We start from the raw sequence: 21106 nt of genomic DNA, 5'->3' as shown, positions 1-21106 counted from the left end.
CAGTGCCACCGCGAGTGCGCGCATGCTCCCGCCCGTTCGCTCGACAACGAATCACCCAGTCAGGTTAGGCGAAACCGCCGCCCTCGCTGTGAGCCTTGCCACATCCACCCGGCCGTACTCGGTGTGTCGGGCTCCTGCCTGTCACGCTGGGGCCACGAATCTGTGACAGTTTCGCCAAGCTCCAAACGACTGGGACGTAGAGGATGTGAGATCCCCATGACCGTCACCGGCTTGTTCACCTGGCTCGGCGGAGGTCAGACCGGTGAACTCACCGAACGCCACGAGCGCGCGAGCTATGCCGTCACCGGCGCGGCGGTCGCGCTGTTCGCCCTGGTGGCGGGGTCCGTGACGACCTTGGCGCTGGCCGTGACCGACGGCTGGCCGCTGTTCGCCATCGTTCCGGTCGCGCTGATCGTCGCACTGCTCGCGGGCACCGTCGGCCGTGCGCTCGCCACGGCGCGTCCCGGCCGCATGCCCGACCGGCTCGGACTGGCCGGGCGGATCGCGGTGGCCGTCCTCACCGGCGTGCTGCTCGGCGAACTGGCGAGCACGGCGCTGTTCGGCGGCTCGGTGAACCGCGTCCTCGACGAAAAGGCCCACGCCGCCGTCGAATCCGCTCCCGCGGTGGTCGCGGCCCGCGCCGACCTCGACAGGGCGCGTGCCGACCGCACCGCCCTCGATCAGACCATCGCCGCCGCGCAGGCGGATATCGACCGCGCACTGGTGATCGCGCGGTGCGAATTCAATCCGACCCCGGAATGCCCGCAGACCCGGATCACCGGCGTGCCAGGCCGGGGGCCGGAATCCCAGACCGCCAACGAGATGCTCGACGACGCCCGCGACCGGCTCGCCGTGGCCCAGGACCGGGCGGCCGAGTTGGACCGGCGCCTGACCGAGGCCGAAAGCGCAACGGCCGCAGCCCGATCCGCCGCCTTCACGGACGGTGATCGGGGACTGGGTGCGCGCTGGGTCGCGATGAACGACCACACCGCGGCGACCGGCGGCGCGCTGCTGCGGCTGGCGAGCCTGGTCGCCTTCGTGCTGCTCGCCCTGCTGCCGCTGCTGCTGCGCTGGTGGCGCGGGGAGACCTCGTTCGACCGGCACACCGCGGCCCGTGCCGTGGTCGACCGCGCCGAACGCGAGGCCGACGCGGCCATCGCGGTCAAGCAGGCCGAGGTGCGCGCGGAGGCCGAGCACCTGCGCGCCGAACAGCAGCTCACCGCCACCAGGCTCGCCGCGGAGGCCGACACCGCCATCGACAGGGAACGCCAGCGCACCCGCATCATCGCGGCCATCGGCGGGCTGGAGATCGGCATCACCGAACCCCGCGGCCTAGACCAGCCGAGGCAGCCCGAACTGCCAGCCGCACCGGCTGCCGATCGAAAGGACAGCTCCGTGTCTCAGGACGGGATCGTGACACCGAACCTGCCCGCGACCGTCGGCGCGGCCGTGCCCGCGCCGACCACGGGTCCGGGCGCGCTCGCTCCTGCCGCGCCGCGAGCCGAGGAGCCCAAGGGCGGCGGGCTGGAGCTGCCGATCATCGGCACGGTGCCGTTCACCGACACCGCGGCGCGCTGGATCCGCCCGCTGGTGCCCTCCTTCGTCGCCAACGCGATCGACACAGCGACGCACCCGCTGCGCACCGCGCGGCAGGCCTTCGAAGAGGTGGAGGAGATCACCTTCACGCTGCGCCGCACCAGGAAGGTGACGGTGGACTCGCAGGATTCGCACGCTCATGGCCAGCCGCACGTGGTCGCGCCGCAGGCCGGCTACCAGCTGCCGCCCGGCTCGCCCGAGGCATGGCACGCGCACCACATCGCCTCGACCGTGGTCGACGCACCGCATCCGGCGACGCACGATCCGCGATACTCCGCGCTTCACCAGGGATACGGGCCGTACTACGGTCTGCCGCCCGTCGCGCACAGTGACGAGCTGACCGCCCGCGAGCAGCGGGAACTTCCTGGCCACCGTGGTCAGCGGGAGCTTCCGCCCGGGCGCTGACCGGGCGGAGCAGGCGTGCGGCGATCGACCGGGCGGCGTCGTGCCGGTCATGGGGAAGTCCGATCATGGCCGAGTCGCCGTTGGGCGACATCCGGTCGTGGTGACATCTCCGGGTGGGTTCGCACGTGGCGATCTACTCTGCACGCATGTCGGTGCGCGATGTGACGAACCAAACACCTGCGCCGTGGGGTTCGCGACTGCTCGGGTCGGCACAGGAGTCCTCGGGAGTGCGGCGCGTCCGTATCCAGCTGCTGCTCACGGTTCCGCTACTGCTCGCCAATCTCACCGGCATGGTCGTCTCGATCGCGCTCGGCGGGTTCGTGCTGCCCGGCCCCTCGGTGTTCACCCGTGACCTGCTGTTGCTCGACGTGATCGCCGCGCCGGTGTACGCCGGGCTGGCGACGGTCTTCGGCGTGTGGTGGGGCACGACGCGCGGACTGCGCGCGCTGCGCTGGGCGATCGAGGCCGACCATGTTCCCACCGAGTCCGAACAGGCTGCGGCGGCTGCGGTGCCGCGCAAGCTGGTGGTGCAGCAGGGCGCATTGTGGCTCGGCGGGCTCGTCGTGCTCACGACGCTGTACGGGTTGGCAGAGCCGGAGTTGATCCCGAAGATAGCGTTCGCGGTCGGTTTCAGCGCGATCGTGGTGTGCGCGAACAGCTATTTGATCATCGAGTTCGCGCTGCGACCTGTGACCACGCGGGTGCTCGAGGCCGCGCCCGCCCATCGCCGCCGCGGCATCGGCGTCTTCGGGCGCTCGCTGCTGGCCTGGATACTCGGTTCCGGCGTGCCGGTGGGCGGCTTGATGGTGATCGCGGTGCTCGCGCTGGCGCGCTCGGATGTGAGCGTTGAGCGCCTGGCCGTCTGCGTTCTCGCCCTCGGCGGCGCCACACTGGTGTTCGGCCTGCTGCTGACAACCCAGACGCTGGCCGCGACCGTTGCCCCGATCCAGGGTGTGCGCCAAGCCATGCGTCAGGTGGAGAAGGGCGATCTCGACGTCTCGCTCGCGGTGTACGACGGCACCGAATTGGGCGAGCTGCAAAGCGGTTTCAACCACATGGTGCAAGGCTTGCGGGAGCGCGAGCAGATCCGCGACCTGTTCGGCAGGCACGTCGGCCAGGACGTCGCCGACGCCGCGCTGGCCGCCGAGCCGGAGCTGGGCGGGGTGGAAACCGACGCGGCGGCGCTGTTCATCGACATCGTCGGCTCGACGACGATGACCGCCACCCGATCCGCCACCGAAACCGTCGCCCTGCTGAACCGCTTCTTCGGGCTGGTGGTGGACGAGGTCGAGCGCTGCGGCGGACTGCTCAACAAGTTCGAGGGCGACGCGGCGCTCGCGGTCTTCGGCACCCCGACTCCCCTGCCCGACGCGGCGGGCGCCGCGCTGGCCTGCGCCCGCGCCATCCGCGCTCGCCTCGGCGAAATCCCAGAGCTCACAGCCGGTCTCGGCGTGGCGGCGGGGCGGGTGGTCGCGGGCAATGTCGGCGCGCACCAGCGCTACGAATTCACGGTCATCGGCGACGCGGTCAACGAGGCCGCGCGGCTGTGTGAACTCGCCAAACAGGATTCGGGGCTGCTCCTCGCGTCCGGGTCGACCGTCGGCGACGCGGACACGGAAGAGGGCGAGCACTGGCAGCTCGGCGAGTCGGTCACACTGCGCGGCCGCATCGCGCCGACGATCTTGGCCCGCCCCACCTGAATCCGAACGCACGGCACGGTGTTTCCGAGCAGCGAGTCGCCGATACCGACCGTCGACGAACGCCGAGCCAGCGGCTCCCCAGCGCCCGAATCACGGGAACCGAGAACCCTAGTCACCGCTCCCGAGCGCCCGCGCCAGCGCGGCCGAACACCCCGGCTACTCTCCGCAATGCACGAATCACGATGGCCGAAAACCCGATTCACGCCCGAGTCGCCGCCGATCAGCGGACTGTCTGAAAGCGACGGGCTCGCACCCCCTCGATCGGAGTGCGAGCCCATACCGCATCACGAGCGCGCCGCGCGCAGGCGGAAGGCCACCCACGCGGCGATCAACAGCACCGACGCGGTGCCGAGCGCGGCCAGGTGAATACCGGAGACGAAGGCCTCGTGCACCGAGACCAGGAAGGTCTCGGCCGCGGCTTCCGGCAGCTGACGGGCGAATTCGGTGGCGGCGCCGAGCGATTCGGACGCGACGCCGACGGACTCCGCGGGCAGCTCGGACACGTCGAGGCCATTGCGGAAGATCGCCATGACCACGCTGCCGAGCAGCGCGACGCCGAGGGCGATGCCGGTCTCGTAGGCGGTCTCGGAGACCGCCGCGGCCGCGCCGGCCCGCGCCGCAGGGGCGGAGCTGACCACCAGGTCCGACGACACCGTCAGCGCGACACCGACGCCCGCGCCGACGCCGAGGAACCCGAGGACGAACAGCACCGTGCTGGTCGCGGCGTCCGGACTTAGCCAGCGGAACAGCACCGCGCCGAGCGCCGCCGTCACCAGCGCGGCCGCCAGCACCGCGCCCGGCCGGAAGCGCCGCAGCAGCCAGGCCGCCGCCAGCGACGCGACCACGCTGGCCACCAGACCCGGCAGCAACAGCAGACCGGCCTGCATCGGCGACTTGCCGAGCACCAGCTGCAGATACTGCGAGCCGAAGAACAGCACACCCGCCAAGGCGAACACCGCGAGCAGGTTGGTCAGCACCGCGGTGCGAAACCTGGGCAGCGCGAACAGCTTCAGGTCCAGCATCGGATGCGCGAGCCTGCGCTGCCTGCGCACGAAGAGCACGCCCGCGAGCACGCCCACCGCGCCGACGGCGACCAGCGCCGCGCTCGGACCGTGCGCCGCGGCTTCCTTCACCGCGTACACGATCGGCACCAGGGCCAGCATGGAGAGGACCGCGCTCGGCAGGTCGAAGCGGCCGGGGTTGGGGTCGCGCGATTCCGGGATCAGCACTGGGCCCAGCGCGACGAGCACCAGCATGACCGGCAGGTTCACCAGGAACACCGAACCCCACCAGTAGTGCTCGAGCAGCCAGCCGCCGAGCAGCGGACCGGCCGCCGCGCCGCCGCCGGACATCGCGCTCCACACCGCGATCGCGACGGTCCGCTGGCGCGGATCGAGGAACATCGACCGGATCAGGCCGAGGGTCGCGGGCATCAACGTCGCGCCTGCGACGCCCTGCAGCACGCGGGCCGCGATGAGCATGTGCGGCGAGACCGCCCATGCCGCGACGGCGGAGGCGAGACCGAAGCCGACCGCGCCGATGAGCAGCAGCCTGCGCCGCCCGATCCGGTCGCCGAGGTTGCCCATCACCACGAGCAGACCGGCGAGCACGAACGAGTACACGTCGATGATCCACAGCAGCTGCGGCGTGGTGGGGGCGAGGTCGGCGCTGATGGCGGGCAGCGCGAGGTCCAGAACGGTGGCGTCTACCGCGAGCAGCAGCAGGGCGAGAGCTAGTACGGCGAGGCCCGCCCACTCACGCGCGGTGGCGCGGGGTGGGGCGGTCCTGTTTTTCGGCGCGGCGGTGGCCGCGGTCGTTGTCTGGGCGTTCATCGACTTTCTCGACTTCCGTCGTTCTATTTACCGTCCAGACGGTACAGTACAGGACATTACCGTCCAGCCGGTATAGTTCGCGGCGTGACAGCGAACACCCGCGACCGGATCCTGGACGCACTGGAGACATTGCTGCTGGAAAAAGGCATGTCACAGGTGACGCTGGAGAACGTGGCCGCCGCGGCGGGCGTCTCCAAGGGCGGGCTGCTCTATCACTTCAAGAGCAAGGACGCGCTGCTCGCAGGCCTGGTCCGCCGCGTCGGTGAACGGGCCACACAGCAGCTCGCCGACGCGCGAGCCAAGGGCATCTCCGCGGCGGAGTGGTATCTCCAGACGCCCAACCAGGACAACGCCGCCGAGGCCGTGGAACTCGAGCTCTACCGCTCGCTGCTCGCCACCATGCGCACCATCGACGCCCATACCGGTTCCGAGCTCGACGAGATCCAGCGGGCACTGGCCGACCTCATGGCCGCTTGGTCGGACGGACTGGACGCCGAGATCGACGACCCGGTGCGCGCGGACATCATCCGGCTCGTCGGCGACGGGGTGTACCTGCGGGCACTGCTCGGCATCCCGCAGATCGACCCGAAGCGGTACCGCCACGTGATCGCTCGTCTGCTGAAAGCCGAAACCACCGGATAACGGCTGTGTCTGCGCTGCCTCCTCCAGCCCGGACGCCGGGCCGCGGTGCCTGATCGTGCGGCCGGGCGGGGCCTCCGTGGTTACGCTGCGCTGCCTCCTCCAGCCCTGACACCCGGCCGCGGTGCCCGATCGTGCGGCCGGGCGGGGCCTCCGTGGTTACGCTGCGCTGCCTCCTCCAGCCCTGACGCCCGGCCGCGGTGCCCATTAGACTCGGCCGCGTGTTACCAGCCGCTGACCCGGCCGGTGCCGTCGGGGCGGGGAGCGATCCGGTACCAGGGTCCCCTGGAACGACGGTGCCGATCCGGCCGCTGACCTTCCGCGAACTGCTCGACCTGCCGTTCGCCCTGATCCAGGCCAACATCGCCACGCTGGCCGGTACGGCGGCGGCCGCGCTCGTGGTGGCCGAGGTCGTCGTCGTGGTGATCACCGCGAGCGTCTCCGACGCGACCGACGGGTCCGACGCGGGCACGGCGTGGGCGGCGATCCTGTCGACCGTCGCAGGCGCGTGGTTCCTGCGTCTGCTGCTGCGCGGCGTGACGGTGCCGGTCGGGTTGGCGAGCATCGCGGGTGAGCGGATCGGGTGGCGGGCCGCGCTGGCTCGGCTACGCGGGACCGCCCCCGCGCTGCTGATCGGACAGCTGCTGTTCACACTCGTCGGCGTCGGCGTCTTGGCCCTCGGCGCGCTTCTGATCATCACCTTTCCGTTCGCGGTGGTCTGGCTCGGCTACCTGCGCGCCAAGCGATTCCTGGTCGCGCCGGTACTCTTCGCCGAGCGGGGCTCGCACGGTGACGCGGTGCGTCGCACGAAACTCCTTGTCGGCGGCTCGGAATGGTCGCTGACCGGACTGTGGTTGAGCCAGCGCATGCTGTTCACGCTCCTCGCCGTTCCGCTCCTGGCGATCCCGTGGTTCGTCTCGGATTTCTCCGGCACCCACCGCTGGCCGGTGATCGTGCTGCTCACCTCGGCGGTGCTGCTGCTCGTCGCGTTCGGCGAGATCGTCGAGGCGAGCACGCGGGTGGTCTCCTACGTCGATCTGCGGTGCCGCCGCGAAGGTCTGGACATCCGGATACCGTCCGGAGGCGCGCGGTGACCCATCCCGAAACCCCGCCGCCACCGCGCCTCGGTCCGGCCGCGGACCATCGCGCCGCCGCCGACGAGGCCGCCAAGCGCCGCGACTTCGACCGCGCGCTGCGCGAGCGCTTCCGTGCCGTGCTGCGCGGCATGGAACAGCACGGCGTGCTCGAGGTCCGCCGTTCCCGGACCGCCGACGAGACCGTCGACGATGTCTCCGCCGTGCTGCCGCTCGAGGTCACCACCGAACTCCAGCCCGCCGCACGCAGTTTCGACGAGGTCGTCTACGGCGGCCGCGCGGCCACCGAGGACGAGTACCGCAGGCTCGAATACGCCGACCGCTTCTCGGCCGCTGCCCCGCCGCCCGCCGCCGAACCCACCGAGCTGACTCCGGTGGAGACCACGCCGCGCACCCGCCGCAAGCTGCCGCCGCTGCCGCGACTGCTGCGCGACCCGAAGTTCTGGGCGGCGCTCGCCGCGGTGGCCGTGCTCCTGCTGTTGGTCTACGGCGCGATGCAATCCTGTGGCGCACCCACCGCACCGAAACCGCCGCCGGACATCCCGCCGCCGCCACCGCCACCCTCCGACGGCGACATCGACCGGCCGGACATCGGCCCCGGCGAGGACTCGATCTTCTCCCGGCTGCCCGCGCCACTCGCCTTCGGCGGCTTGCAGTTCCTGATCGCGGCCGCACTCCTGGTGTGGTGGCGGGCCAGGCGGCGCGGCGCGCTGGTCGGTGAACCGCGGCCGGTGGAGGTCGCCGCCAACGAACTGCTCGCGGGCCAGGCCGCGCTCTACCGCCGGTCCCGCGACCACGATTACGTCGCGGCGAAACTGCGGGCGGCCACGCTGCGCAGGCTGCGGCCGCTCCTCGGGATCGGCGCCGAGGCGCCGCCCGACCTGCTCGTCGCGGCGGTTGCGGCACGCATCGGCGCGGACCGGCAGCTGGTCGGGAACGCGTTCTTCGGCCCGGTGCCGGACGCGGGCGCGCTGCAGGTCGTCGCCGCACAACTGGAATGGATCGAGACGGAGATCGGATGACCGACAATCGCGCCGCGCTCACCCGGCCGACGGGACGCGGGAATGCCCGCCGAGTACAGGAGGTCGGATGACCACGGACATCACGAAGGCCGCCACCGCCGAACAGGCCGGTGCGGCGTTCGGCGCGCTGCGCGCGGAGATCGGCAAGGCGGTGGTCGGCAACGACAACGCGGTCATGTATCTCGTGCTCGCGCTGCTGTGCCGCGGTCACGTGCTGCTGGAAGGCGTGCCGGGCGTGGCGAAGACGCTGCTCGTCCGCGCGCTGGCCACCGCGCTCGATCTGGACTACGCGCGGGTGCAGTTCACGCCCGACCTGATGCCTGGCGATGTCACGGGATCGCAGATCTACGACCCGCATTCGGCCGAGTTCACCTTCCGGCACGGCCCGGTGTTCACCAATCTGCTGCTCGCCGACGAGATCAACCGCACGCCGCCGAAAACCCAGTCCGCGCTGCTGGAATCGATGGAGGAGCGGCAGGTCTCGGTCGACGGCAAGCCGCAGCCGCTGCCCGACCCGTTCGTCGTGATCGCCACGCAGAATCCGATCGAACAGGAGGGCACCTACCCGTTGCCGGAGGCGCAGCTGGATCGGTTCCTCTTCAAGGTCGACATCCAATTGCCCGGGCGCGACGACGAATTCCGCGTCCTGCAACGGCACGCGGCCGGTTTCGACCCGCGCGATCTCACGGCGGCCGGACTGCGACCGGTGGCCGGGCCCGCGCACATCGCCGCAGCGCGCGCCGCCATCGCCACCGTGACGATCAGTCCGGAGGTGCTGGCCTACACCGTCGATCTGTGCCGGGCCACCCGCACCGCGCCCGCCGTGCAGCACGGCGCGTCTACGCGCGGCGCGACCGCGCTGATGGCGGCCTCGCGGGCGTTCGCGTGGTTGAACGGCCGCGGCTTCGTGACGCCCGACGACGTGAAGTTCGTCGCGGTGGCGGTGCTGCGGCACCGGCTGCACCTGCGGCCGGAGGCCGAACTGGACGGTGTCACCACCGAGGGCGTCATGTCCTCGCTGCTCGGCTCGGTCCCGGTTCCGGTCTAGCCGTGGTCGTCACCGGTCGTCTCGTCGCCGTCGCGGCGGTGCTCGGGTTGTTCGTGGCTGTGATGCTGCCGTCCTGGTACGGGGTCGCCCTTGCGTGCGCCGCACTGGCGATCGCGGTGCTGTTCGACCTGGCCGCGGCGGGCGGGGCGGGCGATCTGACACTGACCAGGCCGGAGCTGACCGCCGTGCGGCAGGGCCGAGCCACCGAGGTGGAGCTCACCGTCGTGAACACCGGCGCGCGCACGGTGCGCGGCCTGCTCTGGGACGACTGGCCGCGCAGCGCGCGCACCGAAAACCGCAGGCACACCCTGCGACTCGCGCCCAACACCAAGGTGCGGCTGCGTACGTCGCTGCGGCCGGTGTACCGCGGCGACCGGGTCGCCGGTCCGGTGACGCTGCGGCTGATCGGCCCGCTCGGCCTGGCGGGCAGGCAGACCAGGCGCACCGTGCCCGCCAGGGTGCGGGCGCTGCCCGCGTTCCGCAGCGAGCGGCTGATGCGCTCGAAAGTGAAACGGCTGCAACACCTCGAGGGACGCAACGTCGCCAACACCCGCGGACAGGGCAGCGAATTCGATTCGTTCCGCGAATACGTCGCGGGCGACGACGTGCGCTCCATCGACTGGCGCGCCACCGCACGCGCCACCGACGTACTGGTGCGCACCTGGCGCCCGGAGCGCAACCGGCACGTGCTGATGCTGCTGGACACCGGCCGGGTCAGCGCGGGCCGGGTCGGCGAAGGCACCCGCCTCGACGCCGCCATCGAAGCCGCGCTGCTGCTCGGCGGGCTGGCCTCGGCGGCGGGCGACGGCGTCGATCTGCTCGCCTACGACCGCACCGTGCGCACCGAGGTGCGCGGCGTGCGCGGCAACCGCCTGCAACTCCAGCTCATGCACGCGCTGGCCGGGGTGACCCCCGCGCTGGTCGACACCGACAGCGCGGGCTTGGTGCGCGCCACCATCGAACGAGCCCGCCGCCGCAGCCTGGTGGTCTGGTTCACCAGTCTGGACGGCGCGGCGGTCGAGGAGAACCTGCTGCCGATGCTGCCCGTCCTCGCGCACCGCCACCGCGTCCTCATCGTCTCGGTGATCGACCCCGACATCGCCGCGGCCGCCACCACCCGCGACGACGTCTACGCCGCGGCCGCCGCGGAAACCGTCCTCGCCGAACGCGCCCTGGTTCAGGAATCCCTGCGCCGCAAGGGTATTGCCGTCGTCTCCGCACCCCCGGACCGCCTCCCCGAGGCCCTCGCCGACGAATACCTCGAACTCAAACAGTCCGGCTCCCTCTGAATGTGCCCGAGGGCTTCCCACACACCGTTAGTACGCCTCGCATAGGCATCGGCCTTGTGAGGCGTCGAAACGGTCTGTGGGAATGCTCGCTACATCACCCGGACGAGGCCGGGGGCCTGCGGCGCGAGGGCGCGGCGCTGGCGTTCGGCGACGATGGCGCCGAGGATCTGGATCGGCGGGTAGCCATGGGGGGCGGGCAGGCGGAGGTGCGCGCAGAGGGCGGCGACCAGAGCCTGGCCGAGGCTCGCCTGCGCGGCCGGGGTGAGGGTACGCAGGCGGGTCAGGTACTGGCGGATGGCCAGGGCGAGATCCTCCGGTATGCCGGAGAGGTCGAGTCCGGCGGCCCAGCCCACGAGCCAGGGCGGCGCGAAGGCGAGCGCAGGCGCGGGCAGGCCGCGCTGGGCGTGCACGACGACCGTGCCCGCGAGCACGTCACCGACGCGGCGGGCGTTCGGGGAGCACATCGAGGTGATCACGGCGATGGCGCCGAAACCCCCGAGCATCCAGAAGTCGACGATGACGCCGGCCAGGCCGCGTGTCATGGCGTGGCGGAAGTCGATGGGTCCGCCGTCGGTGCGGACGACCCGCAGCCCGAGCGCCAGCTTGCCGAGCGACCGGCCGCGGCTGAGCGTCTCCCACGCCACCGGGTAGCCGACCAGCACCGCGACGACGGTCGTCAGCATGATCGCGTCCCCCCACGCCGGGTCGGCGCCGCTGCGCACCACCAGGAGGCCCGCGAGTGCCACGCACAGCACGCCGAGCGTGAGTTGCACCACCAGGTCGATGAGGAACGCGGTGGCGCGTGTGGGTATCCGCGCGATCGGAAGCTCGAGGGCGACCGCTTCGCCGGTGGTGAACTCAGCCATCTCGATAGCATTCTTGCGACCGGCGGTAGTGGGAGGCAACCGATATGGACGTAGACGCATACAGTTACGCGCACCGGCGGTCCTGGGACCGGCTCGACCAGCTGGCGCGAAGGCGCAAGCTGAGCGGGGCCGAGTCCGACGAACTGGTCGCGCTGTACCGGCGGACGTCACAGCAGCTGGCCAGGCTGCAATCACACAGCCCGGATCCGGAGCTCATCGCCGGGCTCAGCGCCCTGCTCGCCAGGGCGCGCGGACGGGTGCTCGGCACCAGGACCGACACCTGGGGTGAGATCGCACACTTCTTCACGCACCGCTTCCCGGCCGCGGTCTACCGCGCGTGGTCGTGGTGGGCGTCGGTGGCCGCGCTGTTCGTCGCGGTCTCGGCATGGCTGGCGATCTGGATCGAGGGGTCGGGCCGGGCCCGCGAGCTGTTCGGCATTCCCACCGACAACTCCGCGATCACCGCGCCGGGCGGCGCGTTCGAGACCTATTACACGGAGCACCCGAACGACGCGTTCGCCGCGCAGGTGTGGACCAACAACGCGTGGGTGGCGGCGATCGCGCTGTTCACCGGCGTGCTGATCCTGCCAGCGGTGTATCTGCTGTTCATGAACGCGCTGAACGTCGGCATCACCGCCGGGCTGATGGCCGAGGCGGACCGGCTCGATTCGTTCTTCGGCTTCATCCTTCCGCACGGAACCCTGGAACTGACCGCGGTTTTCGTGGCGGGTGGCGCGGGACTGAAGCTGGGCTGGACCCTCGTCGACCCCGGCCGGCTGAGCCGCATCGAGGCGGTCGCCAGGCAGGGCAGGGCGACGGCGACGATCGCGCTCGGTTTGGTCGTGGTGCTGTTCGTGTCGGGACTGCTGGAGGGATTCGTGACGCCGAGTCCGCTTCCCGCCCCGGTACGAATCGGTATCGGGTTCGCGGCCGAGGCGCTTTTCCTCGCCTACGTGTTCGGCGCGGGGCGAAGGGCGGCCCTCGCGCAGGACGCGGCGGCGGCTTTGCCGGTCGAAGAAGCGGAGCGTTGGCAGACAACCTCGGGCACACGCTGAGCGGAACGGCTCCGGACAATCGGTAGCAACGCCGAGCGGCAGATCGGTTGCGATATCCCCCATTTGAGTTCCGCTGGCCGCAGCGAGTCGCTGCTCAGCTGCGGCCAGCGTTGCCGTCAACTCTACACAATCGTTATGCCCGCGCAACCCTCCACGCCGGTGTGGAGCGTATAAAGCAGCGCGCCAGCAAACCCCTGTGACCACACAGTTTTTCACACTGGCAGCTAACCCCTAGCTGACGCCCGATTGCCCGAATTCGACCCCTCCGAAGCGCGCCCGAAGGGCGCTTGAAAACCTCTGCGCCGGCCCTTTCACGCGCCAAACAATTGGCTACGGAATGGTTAGCCAAAGCTTCTTTCGGGCATCGGTATGTATCCACAACAACGCATCTACCAGGTGTTTTGTCAACTCTATTTTCGATAACTACATGTTCCAGAAGGGAAAAGAGACCCGAAGTTTGTTTACCGCCGTCCAAACAAGATCGCCACCCAGTCGCGACGGCGTCCAACCTACTCGAATCATGTGGAGGCGGATGGTTGCCAGGCGCGGAATTGCGTGCCCGCGGCCGAACATCGAGCGGTACCCCAGCACCGAAACCGCAATCTGAACCGGCCGTGTGATCTTCGCCTCACCATCCCGCTCACCGGGGCCAAAAGACCAGGGTCGGGCCGATTTCGGGTAGTGAAACGACCGCGTCCGGCCGAGCGGAAAAGCTCGGCCGGACGCATTCAGGTGTGTTGACGATCACGCCTCCGCGAGACCGATTCGCGCGTGCACCAGCCGCAGCGGGCGCGGCGCGAACCAAGCCGCCGGGCCGAGCAGCCGCATCGCCACCGGAACGAGCACACCACGCACCAGCGTCGCGTCGATCAGGATGGCCAGCCCGGCACCGAGCCCGAAGAACTGGATGAACCGCACGTCGCTGGTGACGAAGGCGAGGAAGCTGATCGAGATCAGCGCCGCCGCCGTGGTCACCAGCCTGCCCGTGCGAGCCAGCCCTTCGACGACGGCGTCATGCGTTGACGCGCCCCTGTCGTGCATCTCCTTGATCCGGCTGATCACGAAAACCTCGTAGTCCATGGACAACCCGAATGTGATGCAGAACAACAACAGCAGCATCGACACGTCCAGCGGCGCGGGCGTGAAGCCGAGCAGACCGGACAGGTGCCCGTCCTGGAAGACGAAGACCATCAACCCGAGCGTGGCCGCCAGGCTCAGCATGTTCGACAGCAGCGCACGCAACGGCTGCACGACGCTGCCGGTGAAAAGGAACAGCAATACGAAGGTGGTGAGCACGATCCACGCCACCGCCACCGGCAATCGCGATCCGATCGACGCCAGGCTGTCGCGCAGCTCGGCGACTTGTCCGCCGACCAGAGCCGTTGCCGGAGCGGGCACATCGCGCACCCGGTCGACCAGCTCGCGCGCCTCGGTCGAATCGCGGTCGAGATCGGTGAGCACGGTGAGGCGCTGGGCGTCGGGTCTGGCGAATCGCGCGTCGGCGGGCGAACTCGCGGTGCGCTCGCCGCGCACGAAAGTGCCCGCGCTGGAATCGACCTGGGTGACGTGCGTCACTCGGGACAACGCGGCCGCATAGTCGGCGAGCGGACCCGCCTCGACCGCCGAGGCGGTGACCACGGACAGCGCGTTGGCGTCGCCGCCGCCGAAATCCTCGCGCAGCGCGTCGCCGACCTGGCGAACGTCGGTGCTGGTCGGCAACACGCGATCGTCGGGCGTACCGAACTGGACGTTCAGCAGCGGCGCCGCGGCCAGCAGCAGCGCCGCCACCACCGGAATGCCGGTGACCAACGGACGCCGCATCGCAAAGCTCGCAACTCCCGCCCAGAACGGCGCCGCGTCACCGCGAATGCCGCGCACCCCCGGGATCTTCCACGCATCGGACTTGGCGCCGAGCGCGACGAGCAGCGCGGGCAGTGTGACCACGGCGGCCGTGGCCGAGATGGCGACAACGCCGATGCCCGCGTAGGCGAACGAGCGCAGGAAGTACTGCGGGAAGATCACCAGCGAGGAAAGCGCCGCACCGACGGTGGCCGCACTGAACACGATGGTGCGCCCGGCCGTCGACACCGCGCCGACCACCGCCTCGTCGGGTGACGCCCCCGCCGCGCGTCGTTCCCGGAAGCGGCTGACCATGAGCAGCCCGTAGTCCACGGCGAGGCCGAGGCCGAGAGCGGTCGTCAGGTTCACCGCGTACACCGACACGTCGGTCATGGATCCGAGGATCGACAGCTCGGTGAAGGTGCCGAGGATCGCGACGCCGCCGACCACCATGGTGAGCAGTGCGGCGACCACATTGCCGAACGCCAGCACGAGCAGCGCGAGGATCAGCGGCACCGCTATGCCCTCGGCCAAGCCGAGATCCGCGCCGATCTGTTCGGCGACGGCGTGGAAGATCGGATTGGTGCCACCGATCCGGACATCGGCGATCGGGCCGTCGGAGCGGTACTCGGCGACGATGTCCGCGGCGATCTCGGTCCCCCTTGTCGGGTCCTGATCGGCCCCGCCGGCCAGGATGACCGCGGCCGTGCCGTCTCCCGACCGCATCGCGGGAGAGCCGGTGTCCCAGTACGACACCACATTGACCAGGCGGTCGTCGGCCGCCAGCCTGCGCGCGAGCTCCCTGCCGAATCCGGCGATCGCCTCGGCGTCGACGTTGCCCTGCTCGGCGCGGATCAGGAAGACGTAATCGGTGTCGGCGCCGAACTCGTCGGCCAGTTGCGCGGTCGCGGTGCTGGATTCCACGTTCGGATCCTCCTGACCGCCGGGTTGCATCTTGCTGAACGCGGTGGCGCCGAGAGCGCCGCCCGCGATCAGGGCGAGCACGCTCGCCACGAGTATCCAGCGTGCGTGGGCGGCCACGAAGCGGCCGAGTCGTTCGAACATGTCGAGCCTCCCGGTGAGCATGTTTGCATGCGTAAACTTTACGGGCGTTAACTTGCCACCGATGTGTGCGGGTGTCAACATCGAAGAGGTGACGACATCGGAATCGGCGACCGAACAGGCGGCGCGGCGCCCCAACCGTGCGGGCCCCTACCACCACGGGGACCTGCGCAATGCCTTGGTGCGCGCGGCCGCGGAACTCGCCGAGACCGGCGGGCCGGAGGCGGTCACCGTCCGCGCCGCCGCCCGCCGCGTCGGCGTCACGCCCACCGCCGCCTACCGTCACTTCACGAACCACGAGCAGCTGCTCGAGGCCGCGCAAGAGCAGGCGCAGCAGGCGCTGTTCGACGCCATGGCCGAGCACATCCAGATGTATCCGCCCGACGCCGACGCGGTGACCCGCCTGTTCGCGGTCGGGCGCGCATATATCGTCATCGCCATGCGCGAGCCCGGCCTCTTTCGCACCGCGTTCTGCAACAGCGAACAGGACGGCCCGGAGGACTGGAACGCCCCCGCCTTCGACCTACTCTCGGATCTGCTGGACGAGCTCGTCGAGATCGGCTTCACCGATCCCGCGCACCGACCGGACGCCGAGTTCGCGGCCTGGTCCGCGGTGCACGGCATGGCTTCGCTGCTCATCGAGGGGGCAGTGCCCGACCGAGGTCCGGCGGCGAGGGATCTCGCCATCGCGCGCACCCTCGCGATGGTCGAGCGCGGGCTGGCGACGGGTCCGAACGCCGCGAAATTCCACCGGAGTGCGGAGCGCGCAGCAATGCCCGACGAATCGGACTGATCGACGCGGTGCACACAACCTGGGGATAAACGCGCGGATGTCGTTGTGAGCGGACGCAGTTCCGTGTTGGCGGCGCGGCGCCGACCGGTTATCCACAGGACGGGCAGTGGGTCAACACTTCGTAAACAGGTGTTCTACCAGCGAAAACAAGGTCTTCATCTGGCGCGACTGCTGGATTTCCGCTGGCGCGCAAGGAGTTTCACGGACCATCCGCCGAGTTGTCCACAGCCTGGCGCACATCCCATGCGCCGCACACGTTTTCCACAGAAACGCCCGGGATATCCACAGGCTTGGTGGTGGCGGTCAGCCGACCCGCAAAACGCCGGTAACCGTGCCCTGCAACACCCGCCCGCTCGCGGTGATCAGCGGGGACATCTGGAGCGGATCGTCCACAACGGTGCCAGGCAGCGGCGTGTTCGAGACCACCGCTCCGGTGCCCGGATCGATGACGGTGAACGCATAGCCGTCGAGCGGCGTGGTGACGTCGAGCCCGCGCCGGGTGACCGTGTAGACGAAGCCGTCCGCGGTGGACAGGTGCGGCACGGCGGCGCTGCGGACGGTGTTCTCCCAGACCGTGCGGCAGCCGCCCGCGTCATCGATGTCGACGCGGGTCATCCCGCCGACGAACGGCGCGCTCGGGGGCACCGCAGGGCCCGCGTCGTCCGGCACCGCGGGATACGGATAGCCGTAGGTGCCGGCCACGAACACCGACCGGCCGACGCCGATCGGCGAATTCTCGCTGCCCGCGCCGCCCTCGGTCAGCACCGGCTGCGCGCACACCAGCCGACCGGTGCCCGAGGCGTAGACGAGCACCCGCACCTGCCCGTCGGCGTTGTCCACGATGGTCAGGTATTCGGCGCCGGTGTGCGGGCCGAAGTAGGTCGGGGTGGAGCCCGTGCCCCAGCTCAGCTGTCCCGGTTTGCGCGCGGAGCCGCGGTCGTAGGCCGCACGCCAGATCACCTCGGGCCGACCGGACGCGTCAGCGCGGAGTTCGTAGAGGGCGTGCGTGGTAGCCACGGCGATTCGCCCGCTGGGCGCCGCCGAGATGCTGTTGGCCACCAGCTCACCGGCGGGCAGCGCCACCGTCGTGGCCGCGCCCGCCGGAGTGACCAGGCCGACGAGCCCCTTGCCGGTGGCGAACCAGACATTGCCCGACCAGTCCGGCACCAACCCGGTCACGTTGTCGTCGGCCGGAATCGCGCCGGAGAGGTCGGTGCGCGTGTCGACGCGCAGCTGCCAGCCGCCTCCGGAGCTCTTGGCGTGCGCGACGCGCAACAGCGCGCGATCGCCGTCCACCACCACGAGGCGGTCGGCATTGTCGAGATAGGCGTACACGCCGCCGAGCAGGCTGCCCTTGGACAGTTCCAGCGAGGCGAGCGAGCGGCCGACCGGCCCGGCGCCCGGATCGAGCAGGTGCACCGTCGGAGTCCGCCCCACGATGGCGGTGCACAACGCGACGACGAGGCCGTCGGAGCCTTGCAGCAGCGTCGGGCACGCGGCGCCCAGCGGATACGCGCCGACCCCGCGCAGACCGGGCCCCGGTCCCGCCAAAGGCGTTGCGTCCGAAGACCCCGCGTCGCCGTGCATGGTCGACGTGCCGTTCGGGCCGAGGTGCGGATTCGAGGGCGCGAGCGGCCCCCACTGCTCGGCCGCTTGCGCCTGGCCCGGCGAACCCAGCGCCAGAAGGCAGGCGGCGAACAGTACAAGCGACCGACCGTGCTGCGAAGGCACGCCAGAGGTGTTACCCATGGAAGCTACGTAATCAGACAGCGCGTCGGACCTCGGCGGCCTTACATCAACGCGCCGCCGTCGATGCGGATCTCCGTGCCGGTCATGTAGCGGCCGTCGTCCGAAGCAACCATCGCGACCACACCCGCGATATCCTCCGGCGTGCCGAGCGCGCCGCCGTTGAGCCAGCCCGTCAGCCGCGCGAACAGGCTGTAGTCCACGCCCTCCGGCTGGTCGAGAATCGACTTGGTCGTGATCCCACTGGTGATGCCCGCGGGCACGATGTTCACCGCGCGTAAACCCTGCTTGGCATATTCCAGCGCGATCGAATGCGTGAACGCGCTGACCCCGCCCTTCGACGCGGCGTAGGCGGCGAGATACGGCGCTGCGCTGTATGCCGCGGTCGAGGACAGGTTGACCACCACGCCGTGCCCCGACTCCACCAGCGCGGGCAGCGCGCTCTGCGTCATCAGGAAGGTCCCGGTCAGGTTGACCGTGATCACCTGGTTCCACGCGTCCAACGGCATCTCGTGCGTCCGCGCAGGCCGCAGAATCCCCGCCGCGTTCACCAGCACATCCAGCCCACCGAGAAACTCGAGCGCCGCCGCGGTCCCCGCCCGCACCGACTCCACGTCGGCGATGTTCACCTCGATCGCGCGAAACCGCTCCCCCGCGTCCCCCGCCTTCTCCGCGGTGACATCCAGCCCAGCCCGATCGATATCGAACCCGACCAGCTCCGCCCCCTCGTCGAGCAGCCGCAGGGCGATCCCCTGCCCGATCCCCGACCCAGCTCCGGTGACGACAACCCGACGACCCTCGTATCTACGCATGCCCAAAATTAGAACAGGTTCCTACAAGGAATCAACCCATCCCACCACCATAATTCCCATGTCCCCACCTGAAACCAGTTCCAGAACCCTCAAGCCCCAACCCGCACGCAACGCCCCCATATAGATCGCCCACATATAGATAAGGCCCTCCCCCACAGCCACACCACCAAGCGCTTCTACAGACAAACCCACCCCCACAGCGACGGCACACTTCCCCCGATCCACAGAACAGCCGCAACCCCCACCAGAAGCACCCATTCGACGCCTACCGGATAGTGCACCCGCCCAACTCGCCAAAGCCCCACTCGGTACCCACCAGATAGCGCCCGCCCGACCCGCCAAAGCCCCCACTCGGTACCCACCAGATAGCGCCCGCCCGACCCGCCAAAGCCCCACTCGGTACCTACCAAATAGCGCCCCCTCGGTACCTATGAAACGGGGGGCCAGGGGGCAGAGCCCCCGGGCGGGGTGTGGGGGCCGCGCCCCCACAAAACACACGAAACGAGAAAAGGCCCATGCCCTTGGTGGGCATGAGCCTCTTATCGAGTGCAGTGGGCGAAGGGGGACTTGAACCCCCACGTCCCGAAGGACACTGGCACCTGAAGCCAGCGCGTCTGCCATTCCGCCACTCGCCCGAGCGACTCCGGAACAGTATCACGGGGTCTGTGAGGAAACGAAATCGGCTGGTCAGTGGGGCTTGTGATGCCCAAGGGGCAGCACGGGAACCCGCCGGGGTTTCCAAGAGTTACAGGTGTGGAGGATCGTGGATATCATGCAATGAACGCGGTCGTTGCGCGACACGCCATGCGCGTGTGTCGTTGTTATCAAGCTGGGAACGAGATAGGAAGACGCTCACCGAAGGGAGGCCGAGATGGGCATCGTTTCACGGTTCGAGCGTCGCCTGCAGGGCGCCGTCGGTGATGTGTTCGCCCGGGTCTTCGGGGGCAACGTCGTGCCCCAGGAGGTGGAGGCGGCGCTGCGACAAGAGGCCGCCGACCACGTCCAGGACTTGGGTGGTGGTCATCGGCTGGCGCCGAACAGTTATGTGATCACCATCAACTCGTCCGATCACCAGCAGCTGGACGCCGATCACGACCTCACGACCCGCGCGTTCGCCAAGCATCTCCAGGACTACATCCGCGATCAAGGGTGGCAGACCTATGGCGAAGTACACGTAGCGTTCGAGGCATCACCTACGCTGCACACCGGACAGTTCAGGGCGAGCGGCCGCGTCGATCCGGACGTCGGCCGTCGAGCTGCACCCGCTCACAGCCCGGAACCCACGCCACAACGACCTGCACACCCGCAACCAGGAGCTGGCCCCATGACGCAGAACTCTGGCTACGACCCGAGCCGTGAGCCCGCGGAGTCCGATCCACGCAATCGCGGGTACGCACCTCCGCCCGGTGGGCGGGCAGGTGGTCCCCAGAATGGTGCGTACCGCGACGAGTACGGGCGCGGTACTGCGCCGTACGGAGCCTCCGAGTACCAGGCGCCGGACTCGCAGCAGGCGTACGGCGACTACCAGAACGGCTACGACTATCAGCAGGGCGGCCAAGGCTATGGCGGCGGCCAGCAGGGCTATGCCGACCAGGGTTACGGCCAGCAGGGCGGTGGCGGCTACGGCCAGCAAGGTTTCGGCGACCAAGGCTACGGCTCGCAGGGCTACCAGGAGCCGGGGTACGGCCAGCAGGGCGGCGGCTACGGCGACCAGGGCTACGGCCAGCAGGGCGGTGGCGGCTACGGCCAGCAGCAGGGCTACGGTGACCAGGGCTATGCCGATCAGGGCTACGGCCAGCAGGCCTACGCCGGTCAGCAGGGTTACGGCCAGCAGGGCTACGCCGAGCCCGGTTACGGCGATCAGGGTTACGCCGATCAGGGCTACGGTTCCGAGGAGCAGGGCGGCTACGGCCAGGCCTACTCGCAACAGCCCGGCTACGGCGGCCAGCAGGCGGGTTACGCCGCGCCGTCGTACAGCGGTGGCGCCGCGGCGGGCTCCGGCTACTCGGCCACGCTGCAACTGGACGACGGCAGCGGCCGCACGTACCAGCTGCGCGAGGGCAGCAACATCATCGGCCGCGGTCAGGACGCGCATTTCCGGCTGCCCGACACCGGCGTCTCGCGCAGGCACATCGAGGTCCGCTGGGACGGCCAGACCGCGATGCTGTCCGATCTCGGGTCGACCAACGGCACGCTCGTCAACGGCTCTCCGGTCCAGGACTGGCAGCTCGCGGACGGTGATGTGATCCGCGCCGGGCATTCCGAGATCCTGATCCGTATCGTCTGATCCCGTAAGCTCGCGGTGCAG

Annotated in this window: 15 protein-coding genes and 1 tRNA gene; 10 read left to right on the top strand and 6 right to left on the bottom strand. The window is 69.9% G+C overall.

The window, feature by feature from the left end; all coding sequences use genetic code 11:
* The first annotated feature begins 216 nt into the window (after positions 1–216).
* Both AB0H50_RS08960 and AB0H50_RS08955 read left to right on the top strand, forming a co-directional pair.
* Complete coding sequence (locus AB0H50_RS08960; protein ID WP_357448755.1) at positions 217–2001, top strand: DUF4407 domain-containing protein; 1785 nt, start codon at positions 217–219, stop codon at positions 1999–2001.
* A 146-nt stretch (positions 2002–2147) separates the two neighbouring features.
* Positions 2148–3701 carry an adenylate/guanylate cyclase domain-containing protein gene (locus AB0H50_RS08955; RefSeq protein WP_357448753.1) on the top strand — a complete coding sequence of 518 codons (1554 nt, stop codon included), beginning with the start codon at positions 2148–2150 and terminating at the stop codon, positions 3699–3701.
* 284 nt (positions 3702–3985) lie between these two features.
* Here the strand turns inward: AB0H50_RS08955 and AB0H50_RS08950 are convergent, their stop codons facing one another.
* Entirely contained in the window at positions 3986–5533 is a 1548-nt protein-coding gene (locus tag AB0H50_RS08950) for an MFS transporter (RefSeq protein ID WP_357448751.1), read from the bottom strand.
* 84 nt (positions 5534–5617) lie between these two features.
* Here AB0H50_RS08950 and AB0H50_RS08945 point away from each other — a divergent pair, with 84 nt between their 5' ends.
* The 5 genes from AB0H50_RS08945 to AB0H50_RS08925 all read left to right on the top strand — a co-directional run bounded on the left by AB0H50_RS08945 (position 5618) and on the right by AB0H50_RS08925 (position 10625).
* The gene (locus AB0H50_RS08945) at positions 5618–6175 is read left to right on the top strand and encodes a TetR/AcrR family transcriptional regulator (RefSeq protein ID WP_357448749.1); all 558 of its coding nucleotides are present in this window, start codon (positions 5618–5620) and stop codon (positions 6173–6175) included.
* 293 nt (positions 6176–6468) lie between these two features.
* Positions 6469–7266: a hypothetical protein gene (locus AB0H50_RS08940; protein WP_357448747.1), complete on the top strand. Its 798-nt coding sequence runs from the start codon at positions 6469–6471 to the stop codon at positions 7264–7266.
* Positions 7263–8288 carry a DUF4129 domain-containing protein gene (locus tag AB0H50_RS08935; protein ID WP_357448745.1) on the top strand — a complete coding sequence of 342 codons (1026 nt, stop codon included), beginning with the start codon at positions 7263–7265 and terminating at the stop codon, positions 8286–8288. The genes AB0H50_RS08940 and AB0H50_RS08935 overlap by 4 nt, the downstream gene beginning before the upstream one ends.
* A gap of 67 nt (positions 8289–8355) precedes the next feature.
* A complete protein-coding gene (locus tag AB0H50_RS08930; protein ID WP_357448743.1) occupies positions 8356–9336 on the top strand; it encodes a MoxR family ATPase in 981 nt (326 codons plus the stop codon).
* Positions 9337–9338: 2 nt separating this feature from the next.
* Entirely contained in the window at positions 9339–10625 is a 1287-nt protein-coding gene (locus tag AB0H50_RS08925) for a DUF58 domain-containing protein (protein WP_357448741.1), read from the top strand.
* Positions 10626–10714: 89 nt separating this feature from the next.
* On the opposite strand, the gene AB0H50_RS08920 is transcribed toward AB0H50_RS08925, so the two are convergent.
* A complete protein-coding gene (locus AB0H50_RS08920; RefSeq protein WP_357448740.1) occupies positions 10715–11491 on the bottom strand; it encodes an RDD family protein in 777 nt (258 codons plus the stop codon).
* Between the two features lie 44 nt (positions 11492–11535).
* Between AB0H50_RS08920 and AB0H50_RS08915 the strand changes: the two genes are divergently transcribed.
* Positions 11536–12546, top strand: coding sequence for a stage II sporulation protein M (locus AB0H50_RS08915; protein ID WP_357448738.1), 1011 nt, complete (start codon positions 11536–11538; stop codon positions 12544–12546).
* A 744-nt stretch (positions 12547–13290) separates the two neighbouring features.
* Here AB0H50_RS08915 and AB0H50_RS08910 read toward each other — a convergent pair.
* Positions 13291–15531 (bottom strand): MMPL family transporter, encoded by a 2241-nt coding sequence (locus tag AB0H50_RS08910; protein ID WP_357448736.1) that lies wholly within the window; start codon positions 15529–15531, stop codon positions 13291–13293.
* Positions 15532–15538: 7 nt separating this feature from the next.
* Between AB0H50_RS08910 and AB0H50_RS08905 the strand changes: the two genes are divergently transcribed.
* Positions 15539–16240 (top strand): TetR/AcrR family transcriptional regulator, encoded by a 702-nt coding sequence (locus tag AB0H50_RS08905; RefSeq protein WP_357448734.1) that lies wholly within the window; start codon positions 15539–15541, stop codon positions 16238–16240.
* A 303-nt stretch (positions 16241–16543) separates the two neighbouring features.
* Here the strand turns inward: AB0H50_RS08905 and AB0H50_RS08900 are convergent, their stop codons facing one another.
* From AB0H50_RS08900 to AB0H50_RS08890, 3 genes are all read right to left on the bottom strand, one after another.
* On the bottom strand, positions 16544–17989 hold the full coding sequence (locus tag AB0H50_RS08900) for a hypothetical protein (protein ID WP_357448732.1): 1446 nt from the start codon (positions 17987–17989) through the stop codon (positions 16544–16546).
* A gap of 41 nt (positions 17990–18030) precedes the next feature.
* Positions 18031–18798: an SDR family NAD(P)-dependent oxidoreductase gene (locus AB0H50_RS08895; RefSeq protein WP_357448730.1), complete on the bottom strand. Its 768-nt coding sequence runs from the start codon at positions 18796–18798 to the stop codon at positions 18031–18033.
* 552 nt (positions 18799–19350) lie between these two features.
* A tRNA-Leu gene (locus AB0H50_RS08890) sits at positions 19351–19433 on the bottom strand.
* 236 nt (positions 19434–19669) lie between these two features.
* On the opposite strand from AB0H50_RS08890, the gene AB0H50_RS08885 reads away from it, so the two are divergent.
* Positions 19670–21085, top strand: coding sequence for a DUF3662 and FHA domain-containing protein (locus AB0H50_RS08885; protein ID WP_357448728.1), 1416 nt, complete (start codon positions 19670–19672; stop codon positions 21083–21085).
* Positions 21086–21106: the final 21 nt, after the last annotated feature.

This window comes from Nocardia sp. NPDC050793, assembly GCF_040654065.1.
Taxonomy (GTDB): Bacteria; Actinomycetota; Actinomycetes; order Mycobacteriales; family Mycobacteriaceae; genus Nocardia.
Note: the sequence above shows the minus strand (reverse complement) of the source record. Positions and strands in the feature narration are given on the sequence as shown.

Excerpts from the sequence above, each read along its gene's own strand:
- AB0H50_RS08960 (WP_357448755.1), top strand. The coding sequence starts at position 217 with ATGACCGTCACCGGCTTGTTCACCTGGCTCGGCGGAGGTCAGACCGGT.
- AB0H50_RS08955 (WP_357448753.1), top strand. The coding sequence starts at position 2,148 with ATGTCGGTGCGCGATGTGACGAACCAAACACCTGCGCCGTGGGGTTCG.
- AB0H50_RS08950 (WP_357448751.1), bottom strand. The coding sequence starts at position 5,533 with ATGAACGCCCAGACAACGACCGCGGCCACCGCCGCGCCGAAAAACAGG.
- AB0H50_RS08930 (WP_357448743.1), top strand. The coding sequence starts at position 8,356 with ATGACCACGGACATCACGAAGGCCGCCACCGCCGAACAGGCCGGTGCG.
- AB0H50_RS08920 (WP_357448740.1), bottom strand. The coding sequence starts at position 11,491 with ATGGCTGAGTTCACCACCGGCGAAGCGGTCGCCCTCGAGCTTCCGATC.
- AB0H50_RS08915 (WP_357448738.1), top strand. The coding sequence starts at position 11,536 with ATGGACGTAGACGCATACAGTTACGCGCACCGGCGGTCCTGGGACCGG.
- AB0H50_RS08910 (WP_357448736.1), bottom strand. The coding sequence starts at position 15,531 with ATGTTGACACCCGCACACATCGGTGGCAAGTTAACGCCCGTAAAGTTT.
- AB0H50_RS08900 (WP_357448732.1), bottom strand. The coding sequence starts at position 17,989 with ATGGGTAACACCTCTGGCGTGCCTTCGCAGCACGGTCGGTCGCTTGTA.
- AB0H50_RS08895 (WP_357448730.1), bottom strand. The coding sequence starts at position 18,798 with ATGCGTAGATACGAGGGTCGTCGGGTTGTCGTCACCGGAGCTGGGTCG.
- AB0H50_RS08885 (WP_357448728.1), top strand. The coding sequence starts at position 19,670 with ATGGGCATCGTTTCACGGTTCGAGCGTCGCCTGCAGGGCGCCGTCGGT.